The sequence below is a fragment of the Rhodococcus sp. SBT000017 genome, assembly GCF_003688915.1.
Lineage (GTDB): Bacteria > Actinomycetota > Actinomycetes > Mycobacteriales > Mycobacteriaceae > Rhodococcoides.
On sequence record NZ_REFU01000002.1, the window covers coordinates 191,834 to 205,931 of the forward strand.

The window sequence follows — 14,098 nt, forward strand, 5'->3', positions numbered from 1 at the left end:
AGCCATCACATCATTGAAGGCAGCAACTGTCGGATCACTGCCCACGCGGACGCGTCGACCCACGACGGATTCGATTGCTGCGGTGAGCGGAACACCTCGAGGGCCGACAGTGCTGCGATGGACTGAATGCCAGACGCAAGGATCGGCTCGTCGAACAACACAATGTCGCTGGCTACCTTCCACTGCGGACCCGGGACCGGGGTACCGGTCAAGGTGCCGGCACCCCAGATTCCGCGTCGCGGATGGCTACTGACCCAGAACAGGACCGGTTGGCCGGGCACCATCAGTCGAGTGCGGTAGTTGTCGGCGACGCACCAGTGCTCGTGGGCTTTCACTGACGCGACCATCGGTGCCAAGTCGGTCTTGTGCGGATTGCACTTGATCACCCATGCGCCGAAAGTCTGATCAGTTATCGCACGAGCAGTCACCATTGCCAGTGTAGGGACTCAGGCCACCGCGTCGTTGCCCTGCGCTGCAGAGACAACCAAATTGTTTGCTGTGAGCCCGTTTCCATTCTTGGCGGCGTCGATCCACTGATCCGTCGTCGCCACCGCCGCGAAGTTCGACTGGTAGAGCACCATCAGCGCCTTGTGCAGTTGTTCGGCCGACACGGTGCCAGCCTCGTTCGATAGGTTGATCGCGCCGGTGGCGTCGGACAGGATCTCGACGGTCAGCTCCAGCGCCTCGGCGTCGGCGCTGGAGGCGAGGTCGCAATTGTTGGTCATGTAACCGACGATCGTGACGGTGTCGATGTTGTTGCCCTGCAGCCACTTCGCAACGCCAGTACCGGCGAACACGCTGCTGTACTTCTTCTCGACCCGCTCGAAGGAGGGCTGCACGACGGCCTGAATATCGGGGTGCAGCTCGTACGTCGGGGTGCCTTTGACGAAAGCGGGCGAACCTTCGGGCATCTCGTGCTGCACGATGGCCACGGGAACATCCTGCGCCACAGCCGCTTCGATGGCGCGGACGATATTGGCCAACGACTCCTCGCGAGGCGGGTACTGAATCTTCAGCACTCCCTCGAAGTATTCCTGCTGGACATCGATGACGATGAGAGCTCTGCGCGGTGCAGTCATGGGCGTTCTCCTTCACGTGGCGTTCTCGGTCGATACCCATACTTCGTCATCGACCTTGCATCCACGAGTGGCACGGATGCATACTTTCGATGGAATTGCGCCAACCCGTCGATCGGAGTCCCATGCGCATCGCGCTGTACGTGTTCGACGGCATGACGATGTTTCATCTCGCCGCCCCACTGATGGTGTTCGGCGAGGTGACCCGACTCGGTCTCGCCGCGGACTGGGAGACGCGAGTGTGGTCCGAAAAACCAGGGTCGATCCTCACCGAGGAGGGGTTCCCGATCGGGGAGATCGCGGGTCCCAACACTGTCGACTGGGCCGATATCGTCATCGTGACGTCGTGGCCGGAGTCGTTGCCGCACATAGGCACTGACTTCTCGAAGGCTCTCCGCGAAGCACATACCCGAGGCGCAGAGATCGCGGGTATGTGTCTCGGTTCGTTCGCCGTCGCAGACACTGGATTGCTGGCCGGCCGCCCCGCCGTCACGCACTGGACCAAGATGACCGAACTGCGGGCGCGAAACGCACACGCCGGCGTCGACGAGTCGGTTCTCTACATCGACCACGGAGACGTGATGACCTCCGCGGGAACCGCGTCGTCGATCGATTCCTGCCTCCACATCGTCCGCAAGCACCTCGGTTCGGCTGCGGCGACGCGGGTGGCGCGCAGTCTGGTGGTCGCACCGCATCGCGACGGCGGTCAAGCGCAGTACATCGAACGGCCGGTCATCGAGGCATCCGGAGATACTGCGATCGCCGACGCACAGAGCTGGGCACTCGAACGACTGGACGAGGCGTTACCCATCGAGCGACTGGCCGAACACGCGCGCATGAGCCGACGCAGCTTCATCCGTCAGTTTCAGCGCGAGACGGGGTCCACCCCGGCTCGCTGGGTGCTCGACAAGCGACTGAACGAGGCCAGGAGCCTGCTGGAGACCACCGATCGCAGCATCGACAACATCGCTGCCCTGTGCGGATTCGGCAGCGCCGTGACCCTGCGTCAGAACTTCCGCTCGGCATTCGCAGTGACACCGACGGCCTACCGACGGCAATTCGCCGTCGGATGTGCGCCCACACATGCGGTCGACAGGCAAGGATGAGCGACGTGATCCTGTGGATAGTTGCCGGAGTAGAGCTCGCCGCCATCATCGCGCTCGGTGTGGTCCTGATCGTGTCGCGTCGCAAGCTGAAGCACACGCGCCGAGCGCTCGACCGCGCCCTCGAATCGCAGCACCGCCGTAAGCGACGCGGCCTGGTGCCCTTCGCGATCAGAACCGCCTTCCACACCACCGACTTGCTCATCAACAAGGGCTTCGGCGCAACGGTCCGCAACTCGGTCGAGGATCTCGCCGGCTGGGCCAAGGTGGAACGCCCCGATCTGGCACGCATGACCGCCGACGGCGACATCGTGGTGATGTTCTCCGACATCGAGGGATCCACCGCACGCAACGAGGAACTGGGCGATCGCGGCTGGGTGAAGCTGCTCGAAAAACACAACAAACTGATCTGCAAGAACGTCGCGGATCACGGCGGACACGTGGTCAAGAGCCAGGGCGACGGATACATGATCGCCTTCTCCGACCCAGCTCAGGCCGTGCGCTGCGGGGTGAAAGTGCAGGAAGCACTGCTGGAGAACCCCGATCGATGGGACCGCATCCGCGTCCGAATGGGCGTGCACGTGGGCAGCTCGGTGCGCCGAGGTGACGACCTGTTCGGCCTCAACGTGGCAATGGCAGCACGCGTCGCGGGACAGGCCGACGGCGGCGAAATTCTGGTCAGCGAACCGGTCCGCAACGCCATCGGTGCAGCGCACGATCTGTCTCTCGGTACACCGCGAGACGTCGAACTCAAGGGTATGAGCGGAAGTTTCCAACTGTTTCCGGTGGAGCTCCCGGTGCTGCCCAATGCGGAGGTCGCCCTGAACGAATGAATGGTCCATTCAGTACGTCTGAGCGCGTGAAAGTCACATCGATCCGGACGGGGTGGGTGGCGGACCGAATTCTGTTGCGTCCCAGAACGAATGAATGGCCCATTCACAACGTCTGAGCGCGTGAATGGACCATTCATTCGATGGGGGTGAACCAGTGGGAACTACTGCTTGGCCGACTCCAGAGCCTCGTTGAAGGTCTTGGACGGACGCATCACTGCCGCGGTGGCTTCGGGGTCCGGGTAGTAGTAGCCGCCGATGTCGACTGCGTTGCCCTGAACCTCGTTGAGCTCGGCGACGATCTTGTCTTCGTTGTCGGACAAGGTCTTCGCCAGAGCAGCGAAGTGCTTGGCCAGCTCGGTGTCCTCGGTCTGTGCGGCGAGTTCCTCGGCCCAGTAGAGAGCGAGGTAGAACTGGCTGCCACGGTTGTCGAGTTCACCGGTCGAGCGCGACGGTCCCTTGCTGTTCTCGAGCAGCTTGCCGGTGGCGGAGTCGAGTGCCTTGGCGAGGATGGTCGCCTTGACGTCGCCGGTCTTGGTACCCAGATCTTCGAGGCTCACTGCCAGAGCCAGGAACTCGCCGAGCGAATCCCAGCGCAGGTGGTTCTCCTCGATGAGCTGCTTGACGTGCTTGGGAGCCGAGCCACCCGCACCCGTCTCGTACAGTCCGCCGCCTGCCATCAGGGGAACGATGGAGAGCATCTTGGCGCTGGTGCCGAGCTCGAGGATCGGGAACAGGTCGGTGAGGTAGTCACGCAGGATGTTGCCGGTGGCCGAGATGGTGTCGAGTCCGCGGACCAGACGCTCCATCGTGTACCGGATCGCGCGAACCTGCGACATGATCTGGATGTCGAGGCCCTCGGTGTCGTGATCCTTCAGGTACTTGCGCACCTTGCCGATGAGCTCGTTCTCGTGCGGGCGGTACGGGTCGAGCCAGAAGACGACCGGCATGCCGGACTCGCGCGCACGGCGCACGGCCAGCTTGACCCAATCCTGGATCGGGGCATCCTTGACGATGCACAGACGCCAGATGTCGCCCTCTTCGACGGTCTGCGTCAGCAGTACCTCGCCGGTGGCCTTGTCGGTGATGTTCGCGATGCCCGCCTTCGGCACCTCGAACGTCTTGTCGTGCGAGCCGTACTCCTCGGCCTTCTGCGCCATCAAGCCGACGTTGGGCACGGTGCCCATCGTCGTCGGATCGAACTGGCCGTTGGTCTTGCAGAAGTTCACCATCTCCTGGTAGATCCGGGAGAAGGTCGACTCGGGGTTGACGGCCTTGGTGTCCTTGGGACGGCCGTCCGCTCCCCACATCTTGCCGCCGGCGCGAATCATCGCAGGCATGGACGCGTCGACGATAACGTCGCTGGGAGAGTGGAAGTTGGAGATGCCGCGAGCGGAGTCGACCATCGCGAGCTCCGGACGGGTCTCGTGACACTTGTGCAGGTCCTCGATGATCTCGTCGCGCTTGGACGCCGGGAGGGTCTCGATCTTGGTGTAGAGATCCGACAGGCCGTTGTTGACGTTGACGCCCAGCTCCTCGAAGAGCTCGTTGTGCTTGGCGAACGCATCCTTGTAGAACACTCGCACGGCGTGGCCGAACACGATGGGGTGCGATACCCGCATCATCGTCGCCTTGACGTGCAAGGAGAACATCACGCCGGTGTCGTAGGCGTCCTGCATCTCGTGCTCGTAGAAATCGAGCAGGGCCTTCTTGCTCATGAACATCGAGTCGATGACGTCACCGTCGGTGAGCGACACCGTCTCCTTGAGCACGATCGGCTCGCCGTCGGTGGGCAGTAGCTCCATCTTGATCTCGCGGTCGCCGTCGACGACGGTCGACTTCTCACCGTGGTAGAAATCGCCCTCGCGCATGTGCGCAACGTGGGTGCGCGACGCCATCGACCACTCGGTCATGCTGTGCGGGTGCTTACGGGCGAATTCCTTCACGGCCTTCGGGGCACGACGGTCCGAGTTACCCTCGCGCAGAACCGGATTGACCGCGCTGCCGAGGCACTTGGTGTACCGGTCGCGGATTTCGCGCTCTTCGTCGGTCTTCGGATTGCCGGGGAAGTCGGGAATCGCATAGCCCTTGTCCTGCAGTTCCTTGACGGCTGCGAGCAACTGCGGCACCGAGGCGCTGATGTTCGGCAGCTTGATGATGTTGGTCTCGGGCAGCTGCGTCAGCTTGCCCAGCTCGGCGAGGTTGTCGGTCACTCGCTGGTCTTCGTTGAGGTAATCGGGGAACTCGGCGAGGATGCGGTTGGCAACGGAGATGTCACTCGACTCGACGTTGATCTCGGCCGCGCTGGCGAAAGAACGTATGACCGGCAGAAACGCGTGAGTCGCCAGCATGGGCGCCTCGTCGGTCAGGGTATAGATGATGGTCGGCTTCTTCGCAGTCATGTTTCGCCTTTGCCTCAGTTTCAACGTCGTCTTTTGGATGCGTCCACTGTCGACTTTAATCTTTGAACCCGCCGCTGTGCGTCCCAGTGGGGTATCACTCCACCTGCGGTTCCAAGTTACCGACCAGTAGGGCGCTCAAAGGTTTTCGCAGCGTTCCTCGATCAGCCCCTGACCACCGCCGGAGCATCCGATTTGCCCGAATAGGAACAACAACCCCCGTCGCGGCCGTTGAACCGGATATGACGACCTACAAAACTGTCAATCCTGCCGATGGCACAACCGTCAAGGAATTCGAGACTCTCGATACGGCCGGCGTCGAGCGCGCACTCGCCGACGCCCACGCCGGGTTCCAGACGTGGCGCAAGACCTCACCGAAGCACCGCGCCGAGATTCTGCACAAGGTCGCCGACCTCTACACCGAGCGTTCCGAGGAACTGGCCCGAACGATCTCGCTCGAAATGGGCAAGCCGCTGACCGAGTCGCAGGGCGAGGTGGAACTGTCGTCGAACATCTACCGCTACTACGCCGACAACGGCCCCGCCCTCCTCGAGGACGAGAAGCTCGACGTGCCCGGTGCGGAAGACACTGTGCTGCAGCGCAAGCCGGTCGGCGCGCTCGTCGGCGTCATGCCGTGGAACTTCCCCTACTACCAGGTGGCCCGGTTCGCAGGCCCGAACCTGATGGTGGGCAACACGATTCTGCTCAAGCACGCACCGAACTGCCCGCAGTCGGCACTGCTGATGGAAGAGATCTTCCAGCAGGCCGGACTCCCTCAGGACGCGTACATCAACATCTTCGCGACCAACGAGCAGATCGCCGACATGATCGCCGACTCACGCGTGCAGGGCGTCTCGCTCACCGGTAGCGAGCGAGCCGGAACCTCCGTCGCCGAAACCGCAGGACGCAACCTCAAGAAGGTCGTCCTCGAACTGGGCGGATCGGACGTCTTCATCATGCTCGACTCCGACGACATGGACGCAACCGTCGAATCCGCAACTCGGGCGCGGCTGTCCAACGCAGGTCAGGCCTGCAACGCCGCAAAGCGGATCCTCGTCGCCGAGGAGTTCTACGACGACTTCGTCACCAAGCTCGTCGCATCCTTCGAGGCCGTGCAGACCGGTGACCCGTTGGACGCGAACACCACCCTCGGCCCCCTGTCGTCGCAGACCGCTGCCGACACATTGATCGAGCAGATCGACGACGCCGTCGCCAAGGGCGCGACGCTTCTGACCGGCGGCAAGAAGATCGACGGACCGGGTGCATTCGTGCAGCCGACACTGCTGACCGACGTCACCCCCGACATGCGGGCGTACAGCGAAGAGCTGTTCGGACCGGCCGGAGTGATCTACAAGGTCGAAAGCCCGCAGCAGGCAATCGAATTGGCGAACTCCTCGCCCTACGGCCTGAGCGGATCGGTGTGGAGCACCGATCTGGACAAGGCCCGTGATGTGGCCGAGCAGCTCGAGGTCGGTATGGCCTTCGTCAACGAGCACGGCACCACCCTCCCCGGCCTGCCGTTCGGCGGAGTCAAGCGCTCCGGCGTCGGCCGTGAGCTGGGACCGTGGGGCATGGACGAGTTCGTGAACAAGAAACTCGTGCGGGTCTCCGCGAAATAAGCACCATCTCGACCGAGCTGCTCCCCGGCCCCGCGGCCGGGGAGCAGCTCGTCTGTTGGTTCGTCGGATCTGCTAGGTCTGCCGAATTCGGCTGTAGTTGACCACCTGATCGGCCACGACCAAGGCAGACGCGAGGAACACCGTGCCGAGCAGAATCCAGAACGCCAGAGTGACGTCGGGAGCCCACAGGGCCATGACCGACAGTGACGCACCGACGATCGACGGCACCCCGATGTAGGCACCGATCAGCACCGACCCGCCCAACACCGTGGTGATCGCGATACGAAGCGCTGCACCGCCGAGCGAACGCTGTCGAACCTGCCCGGTGAACAGCCGAACGGTGACCCAGACGACGATGGCGAGCAGGACCGCCACGGCCGAGAAGATGGCACCCAACACCATCGGAGCCGACGACGACGGTAGGCCGGTGGTCGACCCGTCGATGACGAGTGTGGTGAGATTTCTGCCCACCGCGGCGATGTGTTCGGCTTCGATCTCGCCGTATCGATTGGTGGCCAACACCATTGACCTGTCCAGGGCTGGCACGAATGCCACGTAGGTGTAGTAACCGGGGACGGCTCCGGAATGCCACCACACGTCCTGTCCGGCGATCTTCTCGTGAAACAGTCCGTCGCCGTACTCGGTGCCCTCGCCGGTGTCGACCTCGGGGGCTGTGTCCTCCCCGCCCTGCAGTTGGCTCAGTCGCCAGGATGCGTAGCGTCCGAGATCGCCCGTGGAGCCCGCGAGGTAGCCGTAGCCCAGACCAGCCGAATCGACACCGACGTCGATGGGTCGGGCCGAGCCGAAGAACGGCACATGACCCGGTGGAACATCTTCGGTGAACTGCTCCGGATCGGTGATGGCGGACGTCTCGGCAGGCGCGAGGACCTCGGCGTCGAGCGCATCGGCGAACGACTCCCCCGTCACCGACTCGACGACTGCCTGCAGGAGCAGATAGTTCAGGCTCGAATACCGGAACGATCCACGTTCGGTCGTCCCCACCGGATGCGAGATGGTCGCGACTGCGTCGACGGCCGAACCGCGGCGGGACCAGTCGTCGGTGACCGTGATGTCGTGCGGCAAGCCGCTGGTGTGGTGCACCAGGTCGTCGACTGTCGTTGCCGGATCGCCCAGCATGTCCCGCGCTCGCGGAACGATGTCCACGACGGGCGTGGACTCGTCGAGTGCACCCTGCCGTTCCAACCCGACGACAGTGGCCGCCGTGAACTGCTTGGACACCGAGCCCCACACGAACGGTGTCGAGGCATCGACGGGCTCGCCGTTGCCGTCGACACCGCTCGATGCTTCCGCCACCACCGCGTCCGAGTCGAGAACCTGGACCGACATTCCCGGGGCTCCGATCTCGGCCGCCCACCCATCCACTGCATTCTGCAGCTCCGTGTTCGACAACGACACTGCCGCAGCAGGACCGGGCGCAAGCCCGAGAAGGAAGGTCAGAGTCACCAGCACTCCCACGACGAGTCGTCGGGTACCTGCCGCTACGGTCGCCATCCTTCTCGAGCTCCTGTCCGTGAGGTGATCGGCCGTACCGGTGGTCAGTGATGCCCCGCGCCGTCGAGCGAGCGCTTCCACACGCCGGCCCCCAGCAGTCGCAATGCGGCAGGGACGAGAATGCCGCGAACGACAGTCGCGTCCAGAGCAATTGCCGCGGCCAGCCCGACACCGAGCTGCTTCATCTCCGGCGTCGGCAACAGCGTGAACATCGCGAAGATCACCACCATCACGGCCGCAGCCGCAGTGACGGGCGGCGCGGACCGGACCACACCCTGCCGGACGGCATCCTCGACACCGAGGCCACGACCGAATGCTTCGCGCACCCGAGTGAGGATGAAGACGTGGTAGTCCATCGACAGGCCGATGAGGATGACCAGCATCATCACCGGCAGCAAAGTCACCACCGGGCCGACGTACTCCGATCCGAACACCGTTGCACCCCAGCCGTACTGGAACAACAGCACCAGGATGCCGTAGGACGCGAGCACCGACAGCAGATTCAGACCCACACTCAGAGCGGCCAGCCCGACACTGCGGAAGGCGAGGTAGATCAACGCGAAAGCGACCAGCAGGACGATCGGTATGACGATCAACAGATCACGCGACGTCGATTCCGAGACATCGACGCTGACCGCGGTCTCACCACCGACGAGGATCTCACGATCACCCGCGAACTCCGGAACGAGGTTGCCTCGCAACTCGTTCAGAGAATCCCTCGCCGATTGCGCGTCGATACCGTCTGCGTCGGTGCCGATCTCGATGCGCGCCACCGACTCGTCCGTGGAGATCTGAACCTCTCGTACCTGCCCGTCGAATCCGGGCAGCCCGGCCGCGTCCTCGGCGATGTCGGTGAGGACCGCCGAGGTACCGGCGACGTCACCGCCGGTCTCGGTGACCACGGTATGGCTGACGCCGTACAGCGGGAACTGCTCGGAGACGTCGTCCAGCGTGCGCAGCGTCTCGAAGGTGCGCGGCATGCTGTCGGTTCCCGGAAACTGCAACTTCATGGTCGCGACCGGTGCTGCCAACAAGACCATCACGGCCAGTCCGGCGAGCAGCGCAGGCACCGGGCGCCGAACGACCGTGCCCGACAGCCGACCCCAGAACCCTGTCTCCTCCGCCGCGTCGTCCGGGGTCTTGCCGAACAACTGCTTGACGACTCGTCGACGCCCCAACGCCAACAGCGCCGGGAGCAAGGTGATCGACGCAAGCATCGCGGCGACGACGACGAGAATGATGCCGAGTGTGAGCGAGTGGAAAATCGGCGATTCGGTCAGGAAGGCTGCGATCACCGACACACCGGTCACCAGACCGGCCACCAGAACCGAGCGCACCGTCATCGACACTGCGATCGTGGCGGCCGCGTCGGCGTCACCGGATCGGGCGAACTCCTCGCGGGCGCGTCTGACGAAGAACAACGAGTAGTCCACGCCCAGAGCGAGACCCATCAGCAAGATGACGCTCATCTGGTTGCTCTCCATGGGCACCAACAACGACGTCGGCCCGCTCCAGAGGATGGCCAGTGCCACCACGGCGAGGCCGGTGACAAGCGGGATCAACGTGGCAATCAGACCGGCGAACACGAGGAACAACACGACGGCCGTGACGGGGAGGCTGAGCATTTCCAGCAAGACCAGTCGCTCACCGTAACTGGTGGTGACGTCGGCCTGCACCGAGATGGGCCCGGTAGCCGATATGGCAGCACCCGGGTTGGCCTCGCGGGCGCTCTCGATCGCAGACTCGATCCCCTGCACGCGCTCGGACGGCGATGCCTGCTCGTCGGGCAGCAGCACCTGCAGAACCCGTTGGTCCCCGGCAGCGGCCGTCAACTTCTCCGGAGGCTGCTGCGCCGTCCCCGCCAGCGCCGCGGCCAACTCGTCCGCGATGCGATCGGAGTCCCCCGCCGAGTTGCCCTGCACCAGAATGGTTTCGGTGCGCGAGGACAGGAAGTCCGAGCCCGTTTCCAATTGCTCCGCCGCGCCGGACTCGCCGACGAACCCTTCCGCAGGAGACAACTCGGACATACCGAGTCCCACGTATGCCCCGGCCGACAACACCAGCGCCACAAGCCATCCCGCAAGCACTGCGAGACGATGACGGTAGCTCCACCTGGCCACTCCCGCGAAACGTTCCAGGATGGAGCCATCCCTCGTCGCGCCCTCGATCGGGGGCCTCTCCCTCGTGGTCACCATGACATCTCCTCCTGTCCACGGCTCGACGCCGATGCGCCGACCGACAGACGATTCGTTTCTCTGTCCACGACCGACGCGATCTCACGCACGGTCAGTCCCTCCACTACATCCGCCAACTGCAACCGCACCCCGAACTCACGGGCGATGCCGTTGACCAAGCGCGCGACCAACAAGGAGTGGCCGCCCAGCGCGAAGAAATGGTGATCGGTACCGATCTCCTCGATTCCCAGCAGACGTCGCCACAGCGTCAGCAACCGCTCCTCGGTTTCGGTCTCTGCCGCGCGGCCCGCGGTGGTGCCGGCAACGAAGTCGGTGATCACCGGCGCGGGCAACTTCGCGACATCCAACTTCTGGCCGACGGTCACTGGAACCTCGACCACGTTCACCAGAGCGGCAGGCACTGCGTGGCGCGGCAGCGTGCGATAGAGCTGCGACCACAACTCCGCACGATCGACATCGACATCGTCGAAGGTGGCGAAGTACGCGACGAGAACATCGAGGTCGGTGCCGCCGACCGTGGCATGGGACCACCGGATCCCCGGGTGCGACGCGATCGCTCGCTCCACCTCGCCGAGCTCGAGCCGGTACCCCCGCAACTGCACCTGGTCGTCGGCGCGGCCGTGATAGACGAAGCGGTCGCCGGCGTCGGTACCGACGATGTCCCCGGTGAGATACAACCGATCACCGTGACCGGCCGGGTCCGGGACGAACGCTGCTGCGGTCGCGCGCGAGTTTCCGAGGTATCCGTGCGCGAGCTGGTCGCCGCCTACCGCAAGTTGCCCGAGGCCGTCGACCGAACCGACACCGTCCGCGACCGGCAGTACCGCCGTTCGCACACCCGACAGAGCGGGCCCGATGGACGTTCTCGGCTCGGCGAGATCCTGTTCGACGAGTTCGCCGCCGGTGCAGGACACCGTGACCTCGGTCGGGCCGTACCAATTGACGAGTCGGCACCGGCCGAAAGACGGTGCGGCCATGACGTCGGCGAGCCTGCCGCCGTCGGAGGCCTCACCGCCCACCAGCAACGATCTCAGCGCCAGCCCGCCCCCGATCGCCTCGTCGTACGCGCCGAGTTGATACGCCGCGGACGGCGTGGTCGAGAGCACGGACGCACCTGTCTGCGTAAGAAGCTCGTGCAGCCGAGCAGTATCGGCCGCAACACCTTCCACGACGAGGACTGCGGTGGTGCCTGCCTCCACCGATGCGAACAGTTCCCACACCGACAGATCGAAGGCAGCGGACGAACGCGCAGCCACGACATCGGATGTCGAGAGGGCGACGACCCCGCGGGCCGCGTCGAGAAAGGCCAGCACGGCTCGGTGCGGCACCAGAACGGCTTTCGGCGTACCCGACGTCCCGGATGTGGTGATGATGTACGCGGGGTCGTCGATGCTGCGCGGTGAGGGCGACACCGGCTCGAACGAACCGAACAGGAAGACGACGGCGTCGCCGAGTGCCATGGACGGGCGTCCGCGCCAGGACGCCGGATGCAGGTCCTCCCACACCACCATGGCGGCAGGCTCGACGGTCTCGAGCAACAGCGCTTCGACCGCCTGCGGACTGTTGTACGGGATGACCGTGTACGCGGCACCGGCACCGAGAATGCCCAGCAACGTCGGTAGCAACCAGGAGTCGCGGCGGCCTTTCACGGCCACGACGTGCCCGCGGCCGACGCCGGCACGCAACAGGGCCTCGCGGACCTGTGTGCTCCGCTGTAGGAGTGCGGTGACGCTCAATTCACCGTCCGCGCAGAGCTGCACGGGACGGACACCGAAACGCTCCGAGAGCCCGGTGAGCACGAGTTCGTCGACGGAGGCTGTCACGAGCGACCCACCGCCGTCAGTGACCGAGTCACTGCATCGAACGACAGTGCCAGTTCCTGCTCGGTGACCAACAGGGACGGACGCCAACGAATCGACCGGGTCCCGCACGGCAGGAGCACGGTGTCGTGTTCGTCCAATGCGATGCCGAGCACGGCGTCGCGCAGCTCGCGCGAGGACAGTGAGACGGCTCCCCACAAGCCCCGTGAGCGGGCCGCAGTGACACGACCGCCCGAGGAACTCACCATCGCGTCGAGTCCGGCGCGCACGAAGGGGCCCATCGCCGCCGCTCGCGCGATCACGTTCTCTCGCGCGATGTATTCGTAGAGCAGTGCGAAGCGCACCAGATCCACCAACGAACCGCCCCAGGTCGAGCTGATCCGACCTGGTACTGCGAACGCATTGGTGTCGAGATCGTCGACGCGACGGCCACCGATGACCCCGCACACCTGCAACCGCTTACCGAATGCCACCAAGTCCGGATGCAGTCCCAATGCCTCGTGCGCCCACCGGGCGCCGACTGTGCCGCCACCGGTCTGGACCTCGTCCGCGACGGTGAGGACGTCGTGCTCGACGCACAACGACTGCACGGCCCTGAGGAATGCAGCACCCAGGTGTCGGTCGCCGCCTTCCCCTTGAATCGGCTCGTAGACGAAGCACGCGATCCTGTCACCGTCGGCGACGAGGGTCGCTTCGATCTCGGCGAGTGTCCGACGTTCGGCCGCACTGAGCTCGGCTCGGTCGGCTTCGTCACCGCCGTCCTCACCGCGAGCCGGGGCTTCGATTCTGGGCCAGTCGAATTTGGGGAACCGCGCCGTCTTGGCCGGATCGGTATTGGTCAGAGACATGGTGTAACCGCTGCGACCGTGGAAGGCCCAACGAAGATGCAGCGCTTGCAGTTTCGATTCGTCGGTGCCTGCACGCTGGGATTTCCAGTCGAAGGCGACTTTCAGTGCGTTCTCGACGGCAGCCGCACCACCGTCTATGAGGAACAGATGCGGCATGTCCTCCGGCATGAGCAGGCGACGAAAGGTCGAGACCGAATCCGCCAGTACGCGGGACGCGAAATCCGGGTTCGAGGGCTTCATCTTGGCTGCTGCCAACAGCTTTCGCTCGGCTTCGATGTGCGCGAGCGGTGTGGGATTGTGGCCGAGCGGGGACGACGAGAAGAACATCCCCATGTCCAGGACCGGTCGCCCGGCTGCCTCGTCCCAGAGGTAGGAACCGGACGAACGCTCGATGTCGATGGTCATCGGCAGGAAATCGCCCACGAGGGTCCTGGCCAGCGACGCGGGGACTCCCGACGCGGTATCGAGGACGGTCATCACGCCACCCCCAGCGCGCGGCGTAGCGACAAAGGGCGGATGTCGGTCCACACCAGTTCGATGTGGTCCAGGCACGCCTCACGGTCGCCGGTGAATCCGACCTCGTACCACCCCAGCGGCAGTGGTCGCTTCGCCGGCCAGATCGAATGCTGTTCCTCGTCGTTCCGTACGACTGTCCATTCGGAAATGTTGTCCTGCACTGTGATCCCCTGTTCCTTC

At 64.4% G+C, this 14,098-nt stretch carries 11 protein-coding genes; 3 read left to right on the forward strand and 8 right to left on the reverse strand.

Going from position 1 to position 14,098, the window contains the following annotated elements; all coding sequences use genetic code 11:
* Positions 1-5: 5 nt before the first annotated feature.
* Entirely contained in the window at positions 6-335 is a 330-nt protein-coding gene (locus AYK61_RS22100) for a hypothetical protein (protein WP_259468228.1), read from the reverse strand.
* 111 nt (positions 336-446) lie between these two features.
* Entirely contained in the window at positions 447-1,079 is a 633-nt protein-coding gene (locus AYK61_RS22105; RefSeq protein WP_121873122.1) for an isochorismatase family protein, read from the reverse strand.
* Between the two features lie 122 nt (positions 1,080-1,201).
* Between AYK61_RS22105 and AYK61_RS22110 the strand changes: the two genes are divergently transcribed.
* Positions 1,202-2,182: a GlxA family transcriptional regulator gene (locus AYK61_RS22110; protein WP_121873123.1), complete on the forward strand. Its 981-nt coding sequence runs from the start codon at positions 1,202-1,204 to the stop codon at positions 2,180-2,182.
* Complete coding sequence (locus AYK61_RS22115; protein WP_183130499.1) at positions 2,179-3,012, forward strand: adenylate/guanylate cyclase domain-containing protein; 834 nt, start codon at positions 2,179-2,181, stop codon at positions 3,010-3,012. The genes AYK61_RS22110 and AYK61_RS22115 overlap by 4 nt, the downstream gene beginning before the upstream one ends.
* A 161-nt stretch (positions 3,013-3,173) precedes the next feature.
* On the opposite strand, the gene AYK61_RS22120 is transcribed toward AYK61_RS22115, so the two are convergent.
* Entirely contained in the window at positions 3,174-5,411 is a 2,238-nt protein-coding gene (locus AYK61_RS22120) for an NADP-dependent isocitrate dehydrogenase (RefSeq protein WP_121873124.1), read from the reverse strand.
* Positions 5,412-5,650: 239 nt separating this feature from the next.
* Here AYK61_RS22120 and AYK61_RS22125 point away from each other — a divergent pair, with 239 nt between their 5' ends.
* Positions 5,651-7,027: an NAD-dependent succinate-semialdehyde dehydrogenase gene (locus tag AYK61_RS22125; RefSeq protein WP_121873125.1), complete on the forward strand. Its 1,377-nt coding sequence runs from the start codon at positions 5,651-5,653 to the stop codon at positions 7,025-7,027.
* Positions 7,028-7,099: 72 nt separating this feature from the next.
* On the opposite strand, the gene AYK61_RS22130 is transcribed toward AYK61_RS22125, so the two are convergent.
* From AYK61_RS22130 to AYK61_RS22150, 5 genes are read right to left on the reverse strand one after another with little or no spacing between them, the layout of a single operon-like run.
* Positions 7,100-8,539, reverse strand: a complete 1,440-nt coding sequence (locus tag AYK61_RS22130; RefSeq protein WP_121873126.1) for a serine hydrolase — start codon at positions 8,537-8,539, stop codon at positions 7,100-7,102.
* A gap of 44 nt (positions 8,540-8,583) precedes the next feature.
* Positions 8,584-10,734 (reverse strand): MMPL family transporter, encoded by a 2,151-nt coding sequence (locus tag AYK61_RS22135; protein ID WP_121873127.1) that lies wholly within the window; start codon positions 10,732-10,734, stop codon positions 8,584-8,586.
* The gene (locus AYK61_RS22140; RefSeq protein ID WP_183130500.1) at positions 10,728-12,557 is read right to left on the reverse strand and encodes a non-ribosomal peptide synthetase; all 1,830 of its coding nucleotides are present in this window, start codon (positions 12,555-12,557) and stop codon (positions 10,728-10,730) included. The genes AYK61_RS22135 and AYK61_RS22140 overlap by 7 nt, the downstream gene beginning before the upstream one ends.
* The gene (locus tag AYK61_RS22145) at positions 12,554-13,879 is read right to left on the reverse strand and encodes an aminotransferase class III-fold pyridoxal phosphate-dependent enzyme (protein WP_121873129.1); all 1,326 of its coding nucleotides are present in this window, start codon (positions 13,877-13,879) and stop codon (positions 12,554-12,556) included. The genes AYK61_RS22140 and AYK61_RS22145 overlap by 4 nt, the downstream gene beginning before the upstream one ends.
* Positions 13,879-14,079: an MbtH family NRPS accessory protein gene (locus tag AYK61_RS22150; RefSeq protein ID WP_231893662.1), complete on the reverse strand. Its 201-nt coding sequence runs from the start codon at positions 14,077-14,079 to the stop codon at positions 13,879-13,881. The genes AYK61_RS22145 and AYK61_RS22150 overlap by 1 nt, the downstream gene beginning before the upstream one ends.
* Positions 14,080-14,098 lie beyond the last annotated feature (19 nt).